Below are 21,625 nucleotides of genomic sequence, written 5' to 3'. Positions count from 1 at the left end.
ATTCGACCGTCGCCGAAACGCGCGCCACAGCAAAAAGGAATGTCGCACATCCTAGAGCATGTTGTTTTTTACCGGAATCGGGATTCCCAGAGGGGACAATTTCTGATTCAAACTCCATGCTGGAACGGGGGCCAGCATGGATGACGCGACCCTATTCGGAAGATCTTCGTGAACTCGCTCTGGCGCGGGCTGATGCTGGCGAGACGGTTCGTTCGATTGCAGAAGCGCTTCGGATCAGTCCTTCCTGTGTGACGAAGTGGAAGAATCTGCGGCGGGAGACCGGCGGCGTTTCTCCCGGCAAGATCGGCGGTCACAAGAAGCCGGTTCTGTCCGGCACCAATGCCGACTGGCTGCGCAAACGCATTCGCTCCGGCCCATTCACTTTGCGGAAGCTGACGCAGGAACTGGCTGCGCGCGGGATCAAGACCGACGTGCGGGCAGTGTGGACGTTCGTCCATGCCGAAGGGCTGAGCTTCAAAAAAAACGATCCTGCCGGCCGAACAAGATCGTCCCGATATCGCGCGTAAACGGACGCGCTGGAAGACCCATCAGGGCAGGATCGACGCTTCGCGCCTGGTCTTTATCGACGAGACCTGGATCAAAACCAACATGGCGCCGCTGCGAGGCTGGGGACCGAGTGGGCAACGCCTCCAGGCGTCTGCGCCTTTCGGCCATTGGAAGACCATGACCTTCATCGCGGCGCTGCGCCACGACCGGATCAGCGCGCCATGGGTCATCGACGGCCCCATCAATGGCGAACTCTTCACCCTCTATGTCGAGCAGGTGCTGGCGCCGACCCTCGCAAAGGGCGAACTCGTCATTCTCGACAATCTCGGCAGTCACAAGGGCAACGCGGCGCGCAACGCCATCCGCGCCACAGGAGCCCATCTGCTCTTCCTGCCGCCCTATAGCCCCGATCTCAATCCGATCGAACAGGTCTTCGCCAAGCTCAAACACCTGATGCGAGCCGCGCAGCCGCGTGATGTCGAAGCGACTTGGCGCAAGGTCGGCGAACTCCTCGACGTCTTCTCTAAGGAGGAGTGCGCCAACTATCTCAAAAATTCAGGGTACGTTTCCGTATAAACACATCATGCTCTAGCGAAGCGAGTACGATCGCCGCCGCTGCCACTGCCGTCGGCAATCCCCATATGTGAGCGACCACACCCAACGCGAGGGCGCAAAATCCCATGCAGAGATATCCGACTAGATAGAATGCTGAGAGGACGCCAGCGCGACTGTCAGCCGGCGCGACGGCATTGAGCAACGTCAACGCACCCAAGAATAGAAATGCATAGCTGATTCCCGCCAACGAGGTCGAAATGAGCAAAGCGGACAGTAGATGAAATTTCGTTGCCAACCACAAAAGGAGGACAGCGATCGTGGTCGCGACCGAACCGAGTAAAAGAGCGGCTCGTGGCCGTAACTTTCTCGCGACGATCGTGGCTATCGCGGACACGATGGCGAAACTCGCCAGGATGGCGCCGTTCGTCAGTTCATTGGCGGACCCGACCAGATCGTGTGCCACTTGGCCGCCGAGCGAAAGGAGGACGGCGCCTGTGGCGAACGCCGTCGCGGCGCCGATCGATGCCACATGGAATGCCTTGCGAACGGTGGCCGGCACGTGAGGCAATCGGGAGCCCACGGCGTCCGGCTCGACACATGACGCGGAAGAAACCAGACTGCCAGGATCAGCGCGGCGATGACCACCGCAAGCGCGAAGAAGTCTAGCCGCAACGGATAGGGCGCGTACTGGATCAGAGCGCCGCCGAGCAGTAACGCGGTGGCGAATCCGAGCGCTTGCGCCAGATTGGTCGCCGAAGCGGCGCGTTCGGGATCGCCGGTAGAGCTGAACTCGAGGATGGCCGCAGTCGAAGCGCCGCTCGCAAGGCCGACCCCTACCCCCATCACTGCGCGGGCAACCAGGAGCCATTCCACATTGACGGCCCATGCGAGTGTCAGAGCCCCGATCAATGAGAACACCAGAGCGGCAAGCATGGTCCATCGCCTGCCGACATGATCCGACAGATCGCCCAGGAGAATCAGCGTGCCGACGACGAACAACGGATAGATCGCGAAGACGCCTGTCGTCTGTATAGGCGACAGCTGCCATTCCTCCGCATAGAGCCGATAGCTGAGCGCCGGCGCGGCGCTCGTCCATAGCGTATGCATGGCAACGCCGAGCGAGACCCAAAAACTCGCTCGGCGGCTCCAGACCAATCTCGGCGGAGAATGTCGGCCATCCGATGACCGGAGGCCGACATGGATCCGTCCCATCAGCGCAAGCCGCCGCCGGCCGAGATCCTTTCGCTGGTCACCCAGCGCGCGTCGTCCGAGGCCACGAAGGCAACGACGTCGGCGATGTCCTGGGGCTGGCCCAGCCGGCCGAGCGGCGTCTGGGCGATGATGCCCGCCTCGAACTCGGTCGCGAGCATTCCGGCGCTGAGGGTGCCTTCGGTCTCGGTGAGGCTGGGGCTGACGGTGTTGACCCTGATTTTGCGAGGCCCGAGCTCGTTGGCCAGCACGCCGGTGATGACGTCCACGGCCCCCTTGGTAGCGGTGTAGACCGCCGTTTGCGGAGGGGTGATGGCGGTGACGCCGGAGCCGATGTTGATAATGCTGGCGCCTTCGTGCAGATGGGGGGCCGCGGCCTGGGTCACCAGCAGCAGACCCAGGACGTTGACGTCGAACATCTTGCGGAACTGCGACTCGGTGACCGACTCCAGCGGTCCGAATTCGTAGACGCCGGAGTTGTTGACTAGGATGTCGAGGCGGCCGTACGCGGAAATCGCTGCGTCGACCAGAGCCTTGGCTTCCGCAGCCTTGGATACATCGCCCTGGACGGCGATTGCCTTGCCGTCCGAGCCGGTGATCGATTTGACCACCGCCTCGGCGCCGGCCTTGCTCGACGCAAAATTGACAACGACCGCGGCGCCACGCGCGGCCAGGGTCTTGGCGACGGCGGCACCGATGCCTTTCGACGCGCCGGTGACGATGGCGACTTTGCCGGTGAGATCAGACATGACGTACTCCTTGAAGATGCCGCTCAGGCGGCTTGTTCCTCGATCGCGTCGACGCGGTCGAGGTAGAAGGCGAGGTGATTTTCGATCTCGGCCACGGCCTCATAGGGCGCTTCATAGGTCCAGATCGCGTCGGTCGAACGTTCGCCGCCGGCTGGAATGCTGAAGTAGGACGCATCACCCTTGTAGGGGCAGTAAGTCCGCGTCGCCGACCTCGCGAGCGCGGCCATATCGACGTCCTCGCGCGGGATGTAGTGAACTGGCGGATACTTGGCCTCGCGCAGCGTGAGGGCTCGCCGAGTATCGGCGATCACGCGTCCCCCTACGGTGACGACGACCCGCTTTTTGTTCTGCTCGATGGTGATCGGATGATCGGGGCCGGGTATCTTGATCGTGCGCTCCGTCATGACGTTTGTCCTTTCATTGCGTCTTGTCGCTCAAAGCTTCGAGCCGCCGTCCACCCTCAGCGTGTCGCCGGACACCCAGCGCGCGGCATCGGACGCCAGGAAGGCGATGGCGCCCGCGATGTCGTCGGGCTGCGCCACCCGCTTTAGCGCCTGCATGGAGAGGGTGAATTCGCGGCCGGACTCGGTCCTTGCGAAGCTGGACATGTCGGTCTCGACGACGCCGGGCGCGACCGCGTTGACGCGCACGCCCTTCGCTCCCAGAACAAAGGCGAAGTGCTTGACCAGGGTGTCGATGGCTCCCTTGGTGGCCGCGTAGGCGGCGAGCGCTCCCACGGCCGCATGCGCGGCGAGCGAAGAGGTGAAGATAACGCTGGATCCCTCTTTCAGGATCGGGATCAACTGCTGGACCAGAAAAAACGGGGCCCGCACGTTGACGGCGAAGAGCGCGTCGAAGTCTTCGATCGTTGTCTCCTGGATCGTGGCGGCTTTGGCCACTCCGGCGTTGGCGACCAGAATATCGAGCCGTTCGCCGACGATTTCATGCACCTTGGCGGCAAGCTTGTGCGCACCTTGAGGATCCGAGAGATCGAAGCCGATCGCCTGGGCCTTGCCTCCGGCGGAATTGATTTCGTCGACCACCGAACGCGCTTCTGCAGCGCCACGTCCGTAGTGAACCAGGACCTGGGCTCCGGCTTCGGAGAGCGCCAAAGCAGCGGCGCGCCCGATGCCGCGTGAGGCGCCGGTGACGAGGGCGGTCTTTCCACAGCACGATTTCATAACGATCTTCCTTCCAGGAAATCTAGGGCACCGATCGGATATGCCGGAAACGCGACCGGCTCGACGACCCGCGTTTCGCTACGCGTCCAGGAACATGGCGGTGTGGGCCACGAATAGCTCCGGATACTGGTTCTGGGGCCCGTGGCTCGAGTCCGGATAGACGATGAGTTGCGCGTTCGGCAGACGCTGCTGCAGCGTGAATCCGTTGACCGTGGGGATGATCAGGTCGTTGCTGCCATCGACCACCAGAGCAGGATGATGGATGTCGGCCAGGTAATCCCACACGCCATCGGTCTTCTCGTTCGACTTGACGATCGCCGCGTACTGAGCCGTGGCGGACGTCTCGCTCACTTCCGGGCTGCGATCCTTGCGACGGAACTTGCGTTCGAGGTACTTCCGTCCGGCGGCACGGCCGGCTGCATTGGGCAGGAAATGCGCGGCGATCCAGAGATGTTCGGGCGGATCGTAGGTCGCAGAGAAGATCTCTGCGGATTTGCTGGCGGCGGTGTCGGCGCCGCGCGGTCCGGTGCCCACCAGGACCAGCTTGCGCACCAGGTCGGGCGCCTGCACGGCGATCTCCTGAGCGACCTTGCCGCCGAGCGAATAGCCGAGGATGTCGGCCTTGCCGATCCCGAGCGCCCTGATGAAGGCGATGGCATCTGTCGCCATGCTGGGGACGGTCGCCGGCGTCTCGCCCGAGCTGGCGCCGATGCCCGCATTGTCGAACAGGATGACTTCGCGTTGCTGTGCCAGCCCATCGGTCACGGCCGGATCCCAATGGTCCATGGTGCCGCGGAAATGGATGTTCATGACGATCGGCACGCCGCCTGTCTTACCGAAGCGCCGATAGGCGAAGCGGATGCCGTTGGCGTCGACGAATTGGGTGGGTGCAGTTTGGTGTGTGTGCGTAGTCATGGCAGAACTCCTTTTTATGTCTGAGATGATGTGACCGATTGGATTCAGCTTGCAGTCTTGCCGCCGTTGACCCGTACGATCTGGCCTGTAATGAAAGAGGCTTTCTCCGAAGCCACGAAAGCGACGGCCTCTGCGATTTCCTCTGCTCTCGCGCCGCGCTTGAGCGGTACGGCGGCGTAGAAGGCAGCCTTCTTGTCCGGCGAGCCGGTCAGACGATCGAGCATCGCGGTCTCTGTCGGCCCCGGCGCCACCGCGTTGACGCGGACGCCGAAAGCGGCCGCTTCGAGTGCTGCGGATTTGGTGAGGCCTTCCACGGCGTGCTTGCTCGCGACGTAGAGCGACAGGTTGGCAGCGCCGCGCTCGCCCATTGTTGACGAGATGTTGACGATGCTGCCCGCGCCCTGCCGCTGCATGACCCTGAGTTCGTGCTTCAGGCTGAGCAGGGTGCCGAGCACGTTGGTGTCGAACATCGCGGCATAGCTTTCCAGCGTCGTCGAGGTCACCGGCCCCGGAGTGCTCTCCGTGCCGGCATTGTTGACGGCGACATCCAGCCGGCCGAAGCGCTCGACCGTCTGATCGACCAGGCGACGGATATCGTCCTCGCGGCGCACGTCGGCGAAAACGAACGCGGCCTCCGCGCCGAGGCCGCGGAGCTCGGCCTCGAGCGACCGGCCTTCGGCCTCGCGACGGCCGGAAACGACCACGGTCGAGCCCTGTTTGACGAAAGCGATGGCAGTGGCCCGGCCGATTCCGGTCAGAGCTCCGGTGATGAGCACGACGGGGTTGGACATGGCGAAAGCTCCTCAAATTGGGCACAAGCCATCCGTTCCCTGCCCAGAGGGCATGGTCAGAAGCCGGTGTCTCGTTGCTGTTGGAAGCTATTTGGGCCCGACTAGCGCTTTTTAAAAAGACTTTGTAAGTTCCATTCCCATACCTGGAGAGTATGGAATGGAGCTTCGCCATCTACGCTATTTCGTTGCCGTCGCCGAAGAAGGCAGCCTCACCGTGGCGGCCGAGAAACGTCTGCACACGGCGCAGCCCTCCCTGAGCCGGCAGATTCGGGACCTGGAATACGAAGTCGGCGTGCCGCTCCTGGTCCGCAGCGTGCACGGCGTGCAGCTGACGGAGGCTGGTCGGGTTTTCCTCGAACATGCTCGCTTGGCACTGATGCAAGCCGAAGCCGCCACCGACGGCGCGCGGCGCGCGGCACAGCCGAGCAAACAGGTCTTTGCGATTGGCTTCACCACCGGCCAGGAGGTCGACTGGCTACCGCGTGCGACCAGCTTGTTGCGCAACGAACTGGCCGACATCGAAATTCGGGTCTCCAGCGATCATTCGGCGACGCTGGCGGAGGAGCTCGCACGTGGCAGGCTGGACGTCGCATTTCTGCGCGGCGAGAAGACACCGGACATCGAATTCAAGGTCGTGGCGCAGGAGCCTCTGGTCGCGGTTCTGCCCAGCGATCACAGGCTCGCTCAGCGAGAGACTTTCGATCCAAAGGATCTGGTCGGCGAAACCTATATCGGCATCTCGAAAGTGCCGCGGGTGCTCCGGGCGCTCATTGCCGAATACCTCGAGCGCTGCGGCATCGAGGTCACACCGGCATTCGAAATCGACAACTACGCCATGGCGATCTCGCTCGTCGCATCTAACCGTGGCTTTGCTATTCTACCGGCATCCGCGAAGAATTTCCTGCCCTGGTCGGTTGTAAGTCGCCCTCTCGAAGGTGATGCGCCGACGATCGCTGTAACGGTCGGCTTCCGCCGCGACAACGCCTCGCCAATATTGAAGACCTTTCTCTCGAGGATCGATGGCCTGGATGCGGCATAGACTTGCTTAGGACCCTAGGCGTCGGGCTCAGCCGTCAATTGTCAGAGACGGATCATTTTCGACTGATCAGTGGGGATTGTCGGCAGGTTGCCGTCCGTTTCTATCCGTGAGCGCCTAACCAGGACGTTCCAGAAGCGTTGCGTCAGACAGACCCCGTCATTCAAACTCCCAACTGGAGTCAACTCATGCGCCACGAACTCGCTGACTATGAATGGGTCGCCATCAAGCCCATGCTGCCGAACAAGCCGCGTGGCGTTCCTCGGGTAAACGACCGACGAGTCCTCAACGGCATCTTCTGGATCCTACGATCAGGAGCACCTTGGCGTGATCTGCCGGAGGCGTTTGGCCCATACACGACCTGCTACAACCGCTTCGTCCGCTGGCGGCGGGCTGGTGTTTGGAGCCGCATCATCGACGCACTTGCCGCTGCCCACGATGCGGCTGTCCAGATGATCGACACCTCCATTGTCCGAGTGCATCAACACGGAGCTTGCATCACACGAAACAAGCGCCAATCGATGGGGAGGTCACGCGGCGGCCTGACGAGCAAAATTCATGCGGTGGTCGATAGCAATGGTCTGCCGGTACGGTGGGCGCTGAGTCCCGGTGAGGCCCACGACGTGCGGCTTGCCGGAAAACTGCTGTCTCGTCTGAAAGTTGGGTCAATGCTGCTTGCTGATCGTGGCTATGACGCAGACTGGATTAGACAGCTTGCCCTGAAGAAGGGGGCGTGGGTCAACATTCCGCCGAAGAGCAACCGCTGCGATCCAATCTGCTTCAGCCCCTATCTCTACCGAGCTCGCAACCAGGTCGAGCGGTTCTTCAACGGAATCAAGCAATGTCGCCGAGTAGCGACACGCTACGACAGACTTGCCGCCAACTACCTTGCCTTCGTTCAACTGGCGTCAATCAGGCTGTGGCTGCGCCTTAATGAGTCCGCATCCTAGTAGAAGCGGGATGAGTTTTGGTTGCATCGGCTTCGCGCGGTCTCGGTTCACCTCTCCCCGTTTGGGGAGAGGTCGGATTGCGAAGCAATCCGGGTGAGGGCTCTTGCTCTATCGATAGACTGTAACCCCTCACCCGATTTGCTGCGCAAATCGACCTCTCCCAAGGGAGAGGTGAACTTGCGACACCGTTCCAACTCAACCTAATCTCATCATGAGCTACAGCCAGCGCGAGACGGAGAAGATCAGCAGGCCGACGAGGCCTCCGACGACCGTCCCGTTGATCCGGATGAATTGCAGGTCGCGTCCGACCTGCAATTCGATCCGCACGATCAGCGTTTCGGTGTCCCAGTTCTCGACCACCTTGCGAATGAAGGCCGCGATCTCCTGGCGTCGCGACGCAACGGCCCGCAATGCGGCGACGCGAAGCCAGCGGTTGATGCGATCGCGCATCTCGGCATCGTCACGGACCCGCGCGGCAACCGAGATCAGGGCGGTTTCGATGGTGTCCGCGATCGCGGCCGAGGTCGCCGCTGAGTTCAGCCGCGCCTCGATGGCCTGCCACATCGCGTCGATCTGGCGGATCACGGCGGGATTGTCGAGCATGCGCTGCTTCAGCTCCTCGCCTTTGGCGAGGTAGTCGGGATCGGTGGCGAGCCGGTCGATCAGACGCTCGATCTCTGCCTTGAGTTCGATCCGCCAGGGATGGTTCGGCTCGCGCATCTCGTCGAGCGTCTGGCCGATGCCGGAGATGACGCGGTCGGCCACCATGCCGTCGACCCATTTCGGCACGAACCGGTAGGAGCGCTGCGAGACCTTCTTGCGGATCGTTTCCTTGTTGTTGGCGAGCGCCACGCTCGCCGATGTGATCAAGCGCTCGACGAGGGCCTGCGCGTCGCCATGCGCCCACAACAGCGCCAGCACGCGCGAGGCGAGCGGTGCCACCGGAACCGCCGCGATCCCCTGCCGGGTCCGGCGCGTCAGAAAGGCGTTGAGGTCGGCGCTCGGCGTGGCCTGCAGGGCCTGATGAGCCGCCGAGACTGTGCGTTGCGCGGCGCTGCGGGCATGCGACGGCCGCTCGATCCAGTGCGCCGCCCAGCCGGCGATATCGACGTCGCGGATGCGATCGCCGATCACGCGAGGCGACAGGAAGTTGTTGGCGATGAAGCGGCCCAGCGCCACCGCGATGCGCTGCTTGCTCTGCGGAACGATCGCGGTGTGCGGAATCGGGATGCCGAGCGGATGACGAAACAGCGCGACGACCGCGAACCAGTCGGCGCAGGCGCCGATCATGCCGGCTTCGGCGAAGGCGCGCGGATAGGCCAGCCACGGCCAGTGCGGTTGCGCCATCGAGGTCGCCAGAAAAACCAGCAGCATGAGCGCGAGCAGGGCCGTGGCGAGCGCCCGCATGCGACGAAGGTCGCGCAGCCTTGTGTCCTCAGGCGGAAGCACGGCGCCGATGTCCAATTGTTGCCAAACGCCTCATGCCGTCGCGACGCCTCGGCGCGGCGCGAGCCTCGCCGCGATCGCCGCATAATGTTGCCGAACGTCGGCGCTGCCATGGACCCGTTCCAGCCGGCGCACGGTGAAGTGCCCTTTCGCGATCTTCTGGAAATGGTCCATGAAGATGACGTTGAGGGTCGCGCCGAACGCTGCGCCGATGATCGGTACCGCGCCGGCCGCGGCCTTGTCCGAGACCACCAGCCCAAACCGGGAGACGATCTCGCTGACCAGATTCGAGATCACGGGGGCGGAGGCATCCACTGCGCCGCGCTCCAGGAGATAGGCGGCCGCGTCGCTGGTATATTTGCTGATCAGCGCGCGGGCGGCGTAGTAGCCGATGTCGACATTCTCGTCGGTTCGCTTGGTGCCGTAGGCGAAGACTTCGAGACACGCCAGCCTTGCCTCGATCCTGGAGAGGTCCTCACCCTGGTGCCGCGCGATCTCGGCAATCGCGCGCAGCATCAATGTCGTCGTCAGGGGAAGTTCGACCGCGAGCGCGCCGAAGCCGAACAGGCCGCTCACGCCTCCCGTTACTCCGGCGAGGAGCGACGAGAAGGTCACCGCCGGTGAGGGCGGCGGCTTCTCGTCGAGCGTGTCGACGGCGACTTCCAGCCCCTTCATGACCGCCGTGCGCACCAGCCCGCTGAGCTGGCGGTTGGCGGCCTTCGGCAGCAGGTTGAGGACGCGATTGACCGGGACGCCGGCATAGTCGGCGATCCTTGCCGCGAGGTTGGAGCTCTCCAGCGTCCTGACTGCGGCTTGTAGCGCGGCGTGATCGCCGGGAGGAAGAGCTGCGAGCTGGGTTAGATCCTGGCTCATTGATAGCGCAAGATCGGCCGTATGCCGTTGAAGCTCGCGAGGATCGCCGAGCCATTGCTGATGAGCGCGGTGACTTCGGGCGTGATCAGGCCGCCCGGCAGGGCAAGGCCAAGTGCCAGCGTGTTGAACGCGGCGACGATAGCGTAGTTCTGCTTGATGAGGCTGACGGCGCCTTGCGAGATCTCGACCGCCTTGACGAGCTTCCAGAGCGAATCTTCCATCAGGATGACGTCGGCGGATTCGTGCGTGACCTCGGCGCCATGCTTCATCGCGATGCCGACGTCGGCGAAGCTGAGCGCGGGGGAATCGTTGATGCCGTCGCCGACCATCGCGACCCTGCGTCCCTGGCGTTGCAGCTCCTGGATGACGCTGGCCTTGTCGGCCGGCAGCATGTCCGCGAAGTGCTCGGTGAGTCCGAGATTCTCGCAGACGGCGCGCGCCACCACCGCATTGTCGCCGGTCAGCATGATGCTGTTCTTGACGCCCAGCGCATGCAGCCGCTGGATCACCGAACGGCTCTCCTTGCGGATCTCGTCGGAGTAGGGCACGAGGCCGGCGAGCTTGCCGTCCACGGCGATGTAGAGGCTCGAATAGCCGCGCTCGTCGAGCGCGGCGCGATCGAGGGCCGAGGCGTCGACGGCGATCTGGCTCTGGCGCATGAAGCGCTGGTTGCCGACATGGACGTAGTAGCCGTTGACCTGGCCCTCGACGCCGAGGCCGAGGCGGTAGGTGGTCTCGTTGCAGGGCGGGAAGTTCACCGCGAGCTGCCGGGCCCGCGTGCGCAGCGCTTCCGCGACCGGATGCTGCAGCTTGGTCTCGGCGGCTGCGGCGAGCCCGAGCAGGTGGTTCGGCGTGATCGAGTTCTGGTAGGAGATCACGTCGATGACGGCGGGCGTGCCGTGGGTGAGGGTGCCGGTCTTGTCGAACACCATGGTGTCGATCCCGGCAAGCTTCTCCATATGGCCGCCGCTCTTGATGATCATGCCGGTGCGCGCAGCCAGCGTCATCGAGGACAGCACCGACGTGGGGGCGGCGACGCGGATGCCGGTGCCGTAGTCGACGATCACCAGTGAGAGGAAGCGATTGAAGTCGCCCGAGACCATGGCGGTGCCGGTGGCGAGCGCCAGCGTCGGGGTCACGAGCCGGTCGGCGAAGCGTTCGGCATGGTTCTGCATGCGGGTGTCGCCGATCGGCGCGGATTCGATCAGCCGCACGATCTGGCCGGCGGTGGTCGCGGTTCCGACGCGCAGCGCGCGCAACGTGATCTGGCCCTCGCGGATCACGGTGGCGGCGAAGGCCGCTTCGCCCTTGCCGCGATGCACCGGCAGGCCCTCGCCGGTGATCGTCTTCTGGTCGATGGTGGCGGAGCCGTCGATGATCTCGCCATCGACCGGGATCATCTCGCCGGGATACACCACGACGATGTCGCCGTTCTGCAGCTCAGCGGCCGGAATTGACACCACCTCGCCGTCGCGCAGCAGCCAGGCTGTCTTTGACTGGAATTCGAGCAGCTCATTGATCGCCCGCCGCGAGCCCGCCGCGGTCAGGTCGCGGATCCAGTCACCGAGCTTGATCAGCCAGGTGACGATGCAGCCGGCCAGCGGATTGCCCTGGAGCACCGAGGCTGTGATCGCGAGCGTGTCGAGCACGTCGATGTTCAGCCGGCTCTCGTTCGCCCACACCTTCCAGGCGCGCTTGGCGATCGGGATCGCGTTCCAGAGCATCAGCGGCATGTTGATCGCCGCGATCACCGGATTGGCGCTGAAGGCCATGAACAGCGACAGCGTCGGCAGTGCCAGCGGCGAGCGCTTGGAGACTTCCGGCACGCTGGCGCGTGGCGTGCCCGCGTCCTGCGCGGCGCCCGCACAGAGTGCCTTGACGTCGGCCCGGCTCATGCTCCTGAAGCCGTTCAGCAGCGCGAGCAGCCTTTGCTCCTGGGCCGGATCGTATTCCAGCACGAGGCTCGCGCAGTCGTAGTTGATCCGCGCAGTCCTGATGCCGTCCTGTGCCCGCAGCCACCCGAGGCAGATCTCACCCAGCTTGCGGTTTTGCCCGAGCGCGGGAATGCTCAGACGAATGCGCCCTGGCATGGAGTGGCAGAAGCTGAAGTCCATGAATGTGCGCTCTCGCCCCTGGCGGGTCAGGCCGTCGCGCCTGCCGGCTCCGCCTGCTCCGCGGCGGCCATGTTGGCCTGGATCATGTGGTTGAGGGCAAAGATCGCCAGCGTGACCCAAACCGGCGTCGCGGCATTGGCGCCGACCTCGAAGATGGTGAAGCCGGCGATGCCCGCGGCGAGCAGAATCTTCAGATCGACCACGTTTCCGCTGGCGACCTTGATCCCGTTGTCGAACTCCTTGAAGAAATCGACAACGACCCTGGCCGTATGCGAGTGCTCGGCGAGGTACTCGGCTTCCTGCTCGATCTTGGTTGCCAGCGCCTCGATTTCATTGGCCGGCGGCTTGTAGTGGCCGCCGGTGTGATGCTCCAGCCTGCCGTGAAATTCGTCGTGCCGGTCGGTGTCGTAGTGAAGCACGATGCTTCCCGTCGCCGGGTTGACGATGACATCCTCGATGCCGGGAATGACGCTGAAGGTCTGCTTGATCTGTTCGAGAAGCTCGGGGTTCTCCTTGGCCGACGGCACCTTCATGCGAATCCGGCCTGGAACCTGATGCGCAATCTGCAGCTTCATCTTGGTCATCGCATTCCTCTAACAGCGTTCCAACGCCGGCGCGGGGACGCGAATGCTGCCGTGATCGAACACGATTGCGCGCCGTGCCGGCGTCGCAAGGTCGATCATCGGCGCGCTTCGCCGCTTTACATCGGCCGGTCTGGGCCCGTTCAGGCCGCAGACGAAGTCCGGCCCTCAGCCGCCGCCTTGCCTTCCTGCGCCTGGTTCTCGGCCTTCACTTCCGCAACGATGTCGTTCACCTGCTCGTGGGCTTCGGCAAACATCTCGCGCGACTTCTGTGCGAACTTGTAGGTGCCGCGAACGGTGGATTTGAACAGCGGATTGAGTGCGCCGGCGAGCTTCGGCAGGTACTTCGGCGCCGCGACGGCGGCAACGCCGAGTGCAAGTCCCGGGAGCAAGGCAGCCTCGAACACGGCAGCGCCGACAGCCACCACCGCGACGACCGCGACCGTCTTGTTGATGCCGCCGCCTTCCTCGGAATCCTGTTCGGGGGCGTCATGATGGAAGGCGGTATCGTGACTGCTACCATTGGTATTCGGGTTCATCTGAAATCCCTTGTGACCGCTCAACTGACTGCAGTTTCATCAATAACGGCGGATTGAAATGGATTCGTGACAGTTTGATTACAGTCGTCCGACCGGTTGCGGCGGCATGGTGTCGCAACGCATTCGCCCATCGACGGAGCGCCAGAATGGCGCGCGCCAAGCCTCGGCGGGCATCTTTTCATGTCTCGATGTGTCTGTGCTTACATAGATCCGGTGCAGGGACAGGCGGCGTCGCTCCTACCGGTCCCACGTCACTGGCAAGTCCAGCAGGCCGCGGAACGCCCAGCCGCCGATCCGGGGCGGTTTGTCGGCGAACAGGCGCAGATTCGTCAGCCTGTCGAAAATCGCCGGCAGCGCGACGTCGGCGACCATGGCGCGCGAGGCCCAGGCGCCGGCGCAGAAATGCGGACCGGCGCCGAATGCGATGCTCTTGCTGGCGTCGCGGCGCACATCGAATGCATCAGGCCTGTCGAAATGCTTCTCGTCCCGGTTCGCCGAGCCGAACATCAGGAACACGCGCTCGTTGGTCTCGAATGCAACGTCCCTGATCGTCCAGGGCTTTGCGATCCGCCGCGGCGACATCCCGATCGGCGAGATCCAGCGCGCATATTCCTCGAACACCTGCAGCCACGGGATCGCACCGCTCACAGCCAGGGCGAGCTGGTCCGGGTGGGTCAGCAGCGCCCACACCGTGCCGGCGATCGCGTCGCGCGGTTCGTTCTGGCCCCCCGAGATCGCGAGCTTGATGTTGGCGCGCACGCTCTCCATCGGCATGTCGGTCTGCAGCAGCACGCCGAGCAGGCTGAGGTCGGGTGTCTTGCGCAATACCGGCACCATGTCGTCGATAGCGGCGTCGATGCCCGAGGTCGCCGCATGGCAGCGCGCCTCGATCGCGGGATCGCCGGTGTAGTTGGCGATGCCGTCGATCATGCCCTGGGACCAGGCATTCATGTCCTGGAAGCGCATGTTGGTGAGGCCGGTGATCGATTTCAGGCATTCGGCCGAGAACGGCAGCGCGAAGGCCTGCACGAAATCGACCACACGGTCCGGCGTCAACCCGTCGAGGATGCGCGTCGCATGTCCGGCGAACCGTGCGGTCCAGTGCGATCTGACGGTCTTCGGCGAGATCGCCGGGAAGATCGCCTTGCGCTCGTTCATGTGCGCATCGCCGTCCTTGCGCATCATGTTGTGGCCCATCAGCCTGTTCATCAGCCCCTCGGGCTGGTGCGATGAGAACACGTCGATCTGCTTCTCGGAGACGAAGATGTCGTCGCGGTTGCACAGCAGCGTGCTGCCGAGCTGTGGCACGAAGGCGATCGGCGCCTCCTTCCGCATGCGCGCCAGCGTCGGATAGGGGTCCTGCCAGAAGGCGGGGACATCGATGTCGAAATGGGGAGCGGTGCTCACGGCGCGATCTCTGGTTGGGCTCAGGTCTCCGAACCGAGCATAGGCCGGCAGACGCTGCCGGTCTGTCCCCACCGTTGGGGACAGAGCGAGGTGGCCGCTCGGGCTCTTCAGTTCAGCCGGCGTGCCGACGCCATCAGGCGCAGCGCGATCGCGAACAGCTCGTTTTGCGAGGAGATGCCGAGCTTGTCATAGGCGCGCTTGCGATAGGTGAGGGCGGAGTGCAGCCCGATGCCGAGCTCGGCGGCGATCGCTTCCGAGCTGAGGCCCGAAAGGATGCCAAGGCAGACCTCCTTCTCGCGGCCGGTCAGTCTGGCGAGCGGTTCGGCGGTCGCAAACAGGGTCGTCAGCCGCGCGATCGGATCGGTATCCGTTGCCGGGTCGCGCTGGAAGTGCCGCGCCACGGCTGCGGTCAACGCGGGCGCGACCGCGGCGAGGCGCGCGATCTGCTCGCGGCTGAAGCGGCCTTGCTCGGTGATCTGGTAGAAATTGACGTAGAAGCAGGTGTCGCCTGTCCAGATGGCAGAGGCGAACTTGTCGACGATGTCGGAATCGTCGAAGAAAATCTTGCGGTAGCCGTCGCTGTACATCCGGCGCGCAAAGGTCGGCAGCACGATCGGCACGGCTTGCGCCTTGCCCTCGAACACCGCATCGCGGTTCGGGTCAGCCTGATGGAAATGTTCGGAATAGGCGATCCCGAGGTCGCGTCCGGTCGGAATGTTGCCGACGTCGAGCAGGCACGCGGCGGACCGCGGGCCCGTGAACGAGAACACCATGCAGTGACCGACACCGGCAACGCGGCGCAACGCGCCGATCAGGGCTTGCGGAAAGCCGTCGCGCCCGATCGCCAGCAGCGCCGGCGTGATGTCGCTGACGACAGAAGTCTTGAAGGCGTAATCTGCCTTCATGGCGTCCTCCCTGTGTTTCGGGAAGACTAGCAGCGACATCGCGGCGGTGGAAGTTCCCTCGTCATTCCCCGGTGCGCAATTGCGCACCTGAGGGCGACGCGCAGCGTCGAGCCCGGAATCCATGTGGCCGCGACACCTGCGGCCCGATGGATTCCGGGCTCTCGCGGAGCCTGTCATCGGGCCGCGCTTTGCGCGGACCCGTTGGCGAGCTCCGGAATGACGACCGTGAGGAAAATCGCGTCAGGCGCCCGGTACCTGGTCGAGGAAGCCGGTGATGCTCCTGATCCGGCCATCCTTCAGCGTGGCGAAGTCGGTGCCCTTGATCGGGCTGTCGACGCCGTCCGGCCCGAGACCCCAGGAGAAGCGGACATGGTCGCCGAAGCCGTTCGGCTCGCCGATCAGCTTGAAGGTGAAGTCCGGGAACTTCTGCTGCACGCCCGCGATCAGCGCGTCGACGCCGTCATGGCCGTCGCCGCTCATCATCGGGTCGACATAACGCGCATCGGCTGTCCAGTTCTCGCTCAGCATCTCGCGTCGCCGGCTCGGCGTCCGCTCGTTCCAGAGCTCGATATAGCGGCGGGCGATGGTCGTGTGGTCGGTCATGGTACTCTCCTTCTGATGTGCCGGACTGTCGGCTGTCCGGACTATCGAAGGTTCGCCTGCGTCGATCGATTACCTCTGACGTCATGCGCCGCGTGACGGCTGCGCAGGTCACGGCCTGATGTAAGCCTCCGGATCACCCCGCGCGTGCGCCTCCATCGCATCGAGGAAGCAGCGGACCTTTGCCGGGACAAATTGCCGCGCCGGCAACAGCGCATGCACGTTGAGCGGCTCGCAGGCATGGTCCGGAAGCAGCCGCCGCAACTCGCCGGCCGCGACCGCAGCGCGGGTGTAGCTCGCAGTGACCCGCAGCACGCCATGGCCGGCGAGCGCCGCCTGCAGGCGGACATGGGCATTCGAGCTGGTGAGGCGCGCGCGATCCACCGCGAGATGCTCGACCACACCGTCGGGAGCGGTGATCGCCCATGGCGGATCGCTGGGGCCGGTCAACAGCGGCAGCTTTCTCAACTCATCCAGCGTGCGCGGCTCGCCGAACTTCTCCAATAGCGCCGGTGCCGCGAACAGACCGCGCTCGAGGGTGAAGACGCGGCGGATCACGATGCCGGCCGACGGCAGCGGCGCCTCCAGCATCGCGAACACGATGTCGTAGTTTTCGGCGATCGGATTGACGATGTCGTGCTCGACATCGATCCGGATCGCGAGCTCGGGATAGCGGCCCATCACGGCGCAGGCGACCGGTCCTGCGTGGTGCGCGCCGAATTCGTACGGCGCCTTGATGCGCAGGGTGCCCGCGACCGCGCTGGACATCGCCAGCGCCTCGCTGTGGGTGTCGTGCAGCGCGGCGAACAGCGGGCGGACCTTGCGATAGATCGTCTCGCCGGAGTCGGTCAGCCGCAGGTGCCGCGTGGTCCGCTCGATCAGTCGCAGCCCGAGATTGGCCTCGAGACGCTGCACCGCAGCACTGAGGCTCGATTTGGGATGCCCGAGCACGCGCGCGGCCGCGGTGAAGCCGCCATGCTCGACAACTTCGCAAAACAGCTCCCAGTCGCGCCACTCCATGGCCGATTGTCCATCCAGCGGTACAGTGTGTCCAGCCAAATCGGATTATCCCGATGACCGGGATCACCTAACCTCATTGCAAGCAATAGTGCATTGGGAGGCTGACATGGCTGATGACGGAATTTTCCTGCGCAACGCCTGGTACGTGGCGGCGCTGAACCACGAGCTGATCGACGGCAAGAAGCTGGCGCGCACCATCCTGGAGCGGCCGATCGTGATCTATCGCGGCGCCAGCGGGAAGGTGGTCGCGCTCGACGACCGCTGCTGCCATCGCGCCGCGCCGCTCTCGATGGGGCGCGTCGAGGGTGACGACATCAGGTGCATGTATCACGGCATGAAGTTCGCGGCCGACGGCAAGTGCATCCAGATCCCGGGCCAGGACGCGATCCCGGCCAAGCTCGGCGTGCGCAGCTATCCGGTGGTCGAGCGCTACAACATGATCTTCATCTGGACCGGCGATCCCGAGAAGGCCGATCCGAAGCTGATCCTCGACTATCCGCCGCTCGAGGATCCCAAATGGCGCGGCCTGCCGGGCTACATGCACTACAAGGCCAACTGGCTCCTGATCGTCGACAACCTCAGCGACTTCGCCCATCTCGCCTTCGTGCACACCAACACGCTCGGCGGCTCCGAGGAATACGCCTACAAGACCAAGCCGGTGGCGATCGAGAAACTGGACGACGGCTTCCGCGTCGAGCGTTGGCACATGGGCGCCGATGCGCCGCCCTACCACAAGAAGGTGATCTCCGACCGCGACGACAAGGTCGATCGTCGCAATATCGGCCGCATGATCGTGCCGGGCATCTTCACGCTCGACACGACATTTGCGCCGGCGGGGCAGGGTGTGGAGAAGGGCGTTCAGGTTCCGGGCACGCGGCAATACCGCAATGCGCAGTTCATGACGCCGGAGACGGGCTCGTCGACGCACTTCTTCTGGAACTACCTGCACGATTTCGACATCGACAATCCGAACATTTCGCTGTCGCTGCGGCATTCCCTCGAGGAGGCCTTCAACGAGGACAAGGATTTCATCGAGGCGCAGCAGAAGGTGCTCGACGCCGATCCGGACTATCCGCTGCTTGCGATCGGCGCCGATGCGCCGCTGACCTATTTCCGCTGGCTGTTTGCACGCCGGCTCGAGGCGGAAAAGGCTACGGCACGAGCCGCGTAGCCACCGAAACGATGGCCGCCGCTCTGCAGCAAGCCGCGCCGGGATCGCGAGATCGTGACCTCCCGGCGTGGCTGCTCCAGCGTGTTCGGCGTAAGCTGAATAGTTAAATTCGCCGGTTCTTGATCAGGGTCAAGGTTTCGATCCTCGCCGGCCTAAGTATCCCGATAGCGATCAACCGGTGAATGAGCTTGCCCGAAGAGGCGGATCCATCAGAGCGGAGTGCGAGCACCAGCTGGGCGGGGCACGCTTGGCTATGGCCGTTTGAAGCCACGCGATTGGCGTTCGACATCTACTCGCAGTGGTACCCGGGTCGCGCGCCTGAGCCGTCACAGGCGGCGGGCGACGTCGCGGCGCTGCCCTGGACAACGGCCAACTCGGTGACGCTGCAACTGCCGTCGATGCGCCTGCTGGACTTCTCGAACGCGGTCGAAGGCCGGCCGCTGCTGGTCTGCGCGCCCTACGCGCTGCATCGTGCGAAGATAGCGGATTTTGCCCCCGGCCACAGCTTGATGGAAGCGCTACAGGAGGCGGGCATTGCACGTCTCTATCTCACCGATTGGCGCTCGGCGACCCCGGAGATGCGATATTTCTCGATCGACACCTATCTGTCCGATCTCAACGTGGCCGTCGACACGATTGGACCGCCCGTCGACCTCGCAGGTCTCTGTCAGGGCGGCTGGCTGTCGCTGCTCTATGCCGCCCGCTTTCCCGGCAAAGTGCGGCGGCTCGTGCTAGTGGGCAGCCCGGTCGACGTCTCGGTGCCTTCCGAGCTTTCCAGGATGGTCGCCTCGCTTCCGCAGCAAGGCTTTGAAGCGCTGGTGCGTCAGGGAGACGGAATCGTCAGTGGCAAGCACATGCTGCAGGCCTGGAGCGTCCCACTCAGTGTGCTTGACGTGGAAGCGGCGCTGCAGCGGCGGCTCGACGACAAGTCCGAGGATGCACGGGCGCTGCTCGATTGCTTCACACGCTGGAACCGAGAGACGCTTGATTTACCGGGCACCTACTATCTCGAAGTGACTGACTGGATATTTCGCAGGAACCGGATCGCGACGGGAGACTTTGTCGCGCTTGGCTGCAAGATCGATCTTGCTGCGGTGAAGCTGCCCGTCTTCCTGCTCGCAGCCGAGAACGACATTGTTGTTCCGCCCGACCAGGCATTTGCGACGTTGCGACTGTTGGGCACGCCGCCCGCGTGGCTGCAATGCGATACCGAGCCGTGCGATCACCTCGGCCTGTTCATCGGATGCAAGGCTCTGGCCGGTTCGTGGCGTCGGATTGCCCGCTGGCTTCAGTCCGACCTCGGCGAGGCCGCGGGCGAGCGATTGCAGATCAGCGCCTGAGGTGCCAAATGAAATGCCCCGAATTGCAGTTTTGCAATCCGGGGCATCGGAGCGATTGCGATGATCCGCGTCGCGTCTACTTCGCCGCGACGACCATGATCTCGACATTGTACTGCGGCGCCGCGAGCTTGGCCTCGACGGTGGCACGGGCCGGGGTGTTGCCCTGGGAGACCCAGCCGTCCCACACCGCGTTCATCTCCGGGAACGTCTTCATGTCGGTGATGTAGATGGTCGCGCTGAGCAGCTTCGACTTGTCGGTACCGGCCTTGGCGAGGTAGCCGTCGATGATCGACAGGATGTCCTTGGTCTGGTCGGTGACGCTGCCGCCCGCGGCCTTGCCGGCGACGACGCCGGCGAGATAGACGGTGTTGCCGTGCACGACGGCCTGGCTCATGCGCGGGCCGGTTTCGAAACGCTGAATGCTCATTTGGGTCTCCACTTGACTGGCGGGCACTGTCTCATGCGTTTTCAAGCGAAGTCGCTACCGGTTCGCGTGAAGAAAACGCGTCAAGACAAGAGATCGAGAAGTTTGGTTCTGATTTTGATCAGAGCCAGACCTCTAGCGCGTCAGGGCGACCGCCGCCACTGCGCATTTTGCAGGCGTACGTCTCACGGAAAGCGCGCAAAGAACGCCCAAATCGTGTCGGCGCCGTCGATGTCGCCGTTTTGGGGCCCGAGCAGTGTCGCCGCCAGTTTCGTAAAATGCGCGTCCGGGAAGTGGCCGGGCATGCGATGACCGCCGCCATTCACGCGGTAAAGTACGACGTCATGTCCCTGCGGGCAGGCCGAGTCGATCCGCGTGACGGTCGATTGATCGGACGGATTGCGGTCGGGCAGGTCGGTGGTTGCGGCGTCCCTGGTCTCGCAGCCGTCGATGCGTCGCCAGAATTCCAGTGTGCGCTCGGTCGACCAGAACCCGTCGGCTGCGAAGTAGCTGGTGCCGCGGCCGCCCTGATAGGGAATCAGCGGGTCGACGGTGCCGTTCATCAGGAGCATCGGCACCGGACGCGCGGGCCGGCAGGCGCGGGCGGATTCGTCGGTCAGGTTCATGACGACGCTGGCCGCCGCGGCAAACAGGTCGGCGCGTTCGCAGGCCAGCGTCATGGCCATCGCGCCGCCGTTGGAGATACCGGTGACATAGATGCGCTTGGGATCGGCAATGCCGTCGTCCACCAGCTTTGTGATCAACTGGGTGATGAAGGCGACGTCGTCGGTGCCCTCAGGCGGCGGATTGCCGGCGCGCCGCTGGTCCGGCCGGGAGTCGGCCCAGGCATGGTTCAACCCATCGGGATAGACCGCCGCAAAGCCGTCGCGCCTGGCGATCAACGGCCACGACGTCCGCGTGATCATGTCGGCACCGCTTTGGGTTTTGCCGTGCAGCACAATGACGAGCGGCGCCGGCCTGGCGGCCGGAGCTTGCAGCGTGAATGTTCGCGTCGTGCCGTTGATGACGAGCGGATCCGCAGCCGCCGGCACACTGCTGAACGCAAGTGCGCCGGCCAGAGCCAGCAAACCGATTGGACACCGTCGCATCGCTAAAGAACCCCGCTTTGCTGCGGCGATTGCAGCACGCCGGCGAGGCGGGTTCAACCAGTCTGGCTGGGGCGCGGCGCGAAGCGAAGCGTGCCTAGATGGATCGACGGCGGCTTTCAACGAACCAGATGGAAAGTGCCGCGGGAGCGTTGCGATGATCCGCAAGACCAAGCAGCAAATATGGCTGCCCGGTCGAGTTCTCG

At 64.1% G+C, this 21,625-nt stretch carries 22 protein-coding genes; 5 read left to right on the top strand and 17 right to left on the bottom strand.

Translation table 11 applies throughout. From position 1 onward, the window contains the following. The first annotated feature begins 140 nt into the window (after positions 1-140). Positions 141-1,083 (top strand): IS630 family transposase gene (locus tag HAP47_RS38130; RefSeq protein WP_173640059.1). Its coding sequence is split into 2 segments (ribosomal slippage): positions 141-476 and positions 478-1,083, totalling 942 coding nucleotides; the frame shifts between segments, so codons are not numbered across the junction. Positions 1,084-1,488: 405 nt separating this feature from the next. On the opposite strand, the gene HAP47_RS38125 is transcribed toward HAP47_RS38130, so the two are convergent. The 6 genes from HAP47_RS38125 to HAP47_RS38100 all read right to left on the bottom strand — a co-directional run bounded on the left by HAP47_RS38125 (position 1,489) and on the right by HAP47_RS38100 (position 5,907). Next, a complete protein-coding gene (locus tag HAP47_RS38125) occupies positions 1,489-2,169 on the bottom strand; it encodes an MFS transporter (RefSeq protein ID WP_173640366.1) in 681 nt (226 codons plus the stop codon). Between the two features lie 104 nt (positions 2,170-2,273). Next, positions 2,274-3,020 carry a glucose 1-dehydrogenase gene (locus HAP47_RS38120; protein ID WP_173640367.1) on the bottom strand — a complete coding sequence of 249 codons (747 nt, stop codon included), beginning with the start codon at positions 3,018-3,020 and terminating at the stop codon, positions 2,274-2,276. 23 nt (positions 3,021-3,043) lie between these two features. Then, positions 3,044-3,424 carry a DUF427 domain-containing protein gene (locus HAP47_RS38115; RefSeq protein WP_173640368.1) on the bottom strand — a complete coding sequence of 127 codons (381 nt, stop codon included), beginning with the start codon at positions 3,422-3,424 and terminating at the stop codon, positions 3,044-3,046. Positions 3,425-3,454: 30 nt separating this feature from the next. Further along, positions 3,455-4,201, bottom strand: coding sequence for an SDR family NAD(P)-dependent oxidoreductase (locus HAP47_RS38110; protein ID WP_173640369.1), 747 nt, complete (start codon positions 4,199-4,201; stop codon positions 3,455-3,457). Between the two features lie 78 nt (positions 4,202-4,279). Further along, positions 4,280-5,116 carry an alpha/beta fold hydrolase gene (locus HAP47_RS38105; RefSeq protein WP_173640370.1) on the bottom strand — a complete coding sequence of 279 codons (837 nt, stop codon included), beginning with the start codon at positions 5,114-5,116 and terminating at the stop codon, positions 4,280-4,282. Between the two features lie 44 nt (positions 5,117-5,160). After that, positions 5,161-5,907 carry an SDR family NAD(P)-dependent oxidoreductase gene (locus tag HAP47_RS38100; RefSeq protein WP_173640371.1) on the bottom strand — a complete coding sequence of 249 codons (747 nt, stop codon included), beginning with the start codon at positions 5,905-5,907 and terminating at the stop codon, positions 5,161-5,163. A 157-nt stretch (positions 5,908-6,064) separates the two neighbouring features. Between HAP47_RS38100 and HAP47_RS38095 the strand changes: the two genes are divergently transcribed. Both HAP47_RS38095 and HAP47_RS38090 read left to right on the top strand, forming a co-directional pair. Continuing rightward, a complete protein-coding gene (locus HAP47_RS38095; RefSeq protein WP_173640372.1) occupies positions 6,065-6,946 on the top strand; it encodes a LysR family transcriptional regulator in 882 nt (293 codons plus the stop codon). 185 nt (positions 6,947-7,131) lie between these two features. Further along, positions 7,132-7,893, top strand: a complete 762-nt coding sequence (locus HAP47_RS38090; RefSeq protein ID WP_173640373.1) for an IS5 family transposase — start codon at positions 7,132-7,134, stop codon at positions 7,891-7,893. 216 nt (positions 7,894-8,109) lie between these two features. Here the strand turns inward: HAP47_RS38090 and HAP47_RS38085 are convergent, their stop codons facing one another. From HAP47_RS38085 to HAP47_RS38045, 9 genes are all read right to left on the bottom strand, one after another. Continuing rightward, entirely contained in the window at positions 8,110-9,342 is a 1,233-nt protein-coding gene (locus HAP47_RS38085) for a DUF445 domain-containing protein (RefSeq protein ID WP_173640374.1), read from the bottom strand. A 30-nt stretch (positions 9,343-9,372) separates the two neighbouring features. After that, positions 9,373-10,212 (bottom strand): EcsC family protein, encoded by an 840-nt coding sequence (locus HAP47_RS38080; RefSeq protein ID WP_173640375.1) that lies wholly within the window; start codon positions 10,210-10,212, stop codon positions 9,373-9,375. Beyond that, a complete protein-coding gene (locus tag HAP47_RS38075) occupies positions 10,209-12,326 on the bottom strand; it encodes a heavy metal translocating P-type ATPase (RefSeq protein WP_173640376.1) in 2,118 nt (705 codons plus the stop codon). Before HAP47_RS38075 ends, HAP47_RS38080 begins: the two co-directional genes overlap by 4 nt. 26 nt (positions 12,327-12,352) lie before the next feature. Then, entirely contained in the window at positions 12,353-12,910 is a 558-nt protein-coding gene (locus HAP47_RS38070; protein WP_173640377.1) for an HMA2 domain-containing protein, read from the bottom strand. Between the two features lie 140 nt (positions 12,911-13,050). Continuing rightward, positions 13,051-13,446 carry a DUF5132 domain-containing protein gene (locus tag HAP47_RS38065; protein WP_173640378.1) on the bottom strand — a complete coding sequence of 132 codons (396 nt, stop codon included), beginning with the start codon at positions 13,444-13,446 and terminating at the stop codon, positions 13,051-13,053. A 237-nt stretch (positions 13,447-13,683) separates the two neighbouring features. Next, positions 13,684-14,853: a cytochrome P450 gene (locus HAP47_RS38060; RefSeq protein ID WP_173640379.1), complete on the bottom strand. Its 1,170-nt coding sequence runs from the start codon at positions 14,851-14,853 to the stop codon at positions 13,684-13,686. 107 nt (positions 14,854-14,960) lie between these two features. Next, positions 14,961-15,758, bottom strand: a complete 798-nt coding sequence (locus HAP47_RS38055) for a helix-turn-helix transcriptional regulator (RefSeq protein ID WP_173640380.1) — start codon at positions 15,756-15,758, stop codon at positions 14,961-14,963. Positions 15,759-15,998: 240 nt separating this feature from the next. Next, positions 15,999-16,361, bottom strand: a complete 363-nt coding sequence (locus HAP47_RS38050) for a nuclear transport factor 2 family protein (RefSeq protein WP_173640381.1) — start codon at positions 16,359-16,361, stop codon at positions 15,999-16,001. Positions 16,362-16,469: 108 nt separating this feature from the next. After that, a complete protein-coding gene (locus HAP47_RS38045; protein ID WP_173640382.1) occupies positions 16,470-17,378 on the bottom strand; it encodes a LysR family transcriptional regulator in 909 nt (302 codons plus the stop codon). 106 nt (positions 17,379-17,484) lie between these two features. Here HAP47_RS38045 and HAP47_RS38040 point away from each other — a divergent pair, with 106 nt between their 5' ends. Both HAP47_RS38040 and HAP47_RS38035 read left to right on the top strand, forming a co-directional pair. Further along, positions 17,485-18,549, top strand: a complete 1,065-nt coding sequence (locus tag HAP47_RS38040) for an aromatic ring-hydroxylating dioxygenase subunit alpha (protein ID WP_173640383.1) — start codon at positions 17,485-17,487, stop codon at positions 18,547-18,549. 275 nt (positions 18,550-18,824) lie between these two features. Continuing rightward, positions 18,825-19,889 carry an alpha/beta fold hydrolase gene (locus HAP47_RS38035; RefSeq protein ID WP_231168661.1) on the top strand — a complete coding sequence of 355 codons (1,065 nt, stop codon included), beginning with the start codon at positions 18,825-18,827 and terminating at the stop codon, positions 19,887-19,889. A gap of 76 nt (positions 19,890-19,965) precedes the next feature. Here the strand turns inward: HAP47_RS38035 and HAP47_RS38030 are convergent, their stop codons facing one another. Both HAP47_RS38030 and HAP47_RS38025 read right to left on the bottom strand, forming a co-directional pair. Beyond that, complete coding sequence (locus tag HAP47_RS38030; protein ID WP_173640385.1) at positions 19,966-20,316, bottom strand: RidA family protein; 351 nt, start codon at positions 20,314-20,316, stop codon at positions 19,966-19,968. A gap of 182 nt (positions 20,317-20,498) precedes the next feature. Further along, on the bottom strand, positions 20,499-21,422 hold the full coding sequence (locus tag HAP47_RS38025) for an alpha/beta hydrolase family esterase (RefSeq protein WP_176396256.1): 924 nt from the start codon (positions 21,420-21,422) through the stop codon (positions 20,499-20,501). Positions 21,423-21,625 lie beyond the last annotated feature (203 nt).

Origin of the sequence: Bradyrhizobium sp. 41S5, assembly GCF_011516665.3 — a bacterium.
In the GTDB taxonomy this organism is placed as follows: Bacteria; Pseudomonadota; Alphaproteobacteria; order Rhizobiales; family Xanthobacteraceae; genus Bradyrhizobium; species Bradyrhizobium quebecense.
The sequence above is the reverse complement of the archived record's forward strand: the minus strand, read 5'-3'. Positions and strand labels throughout refer to the sequence as shown.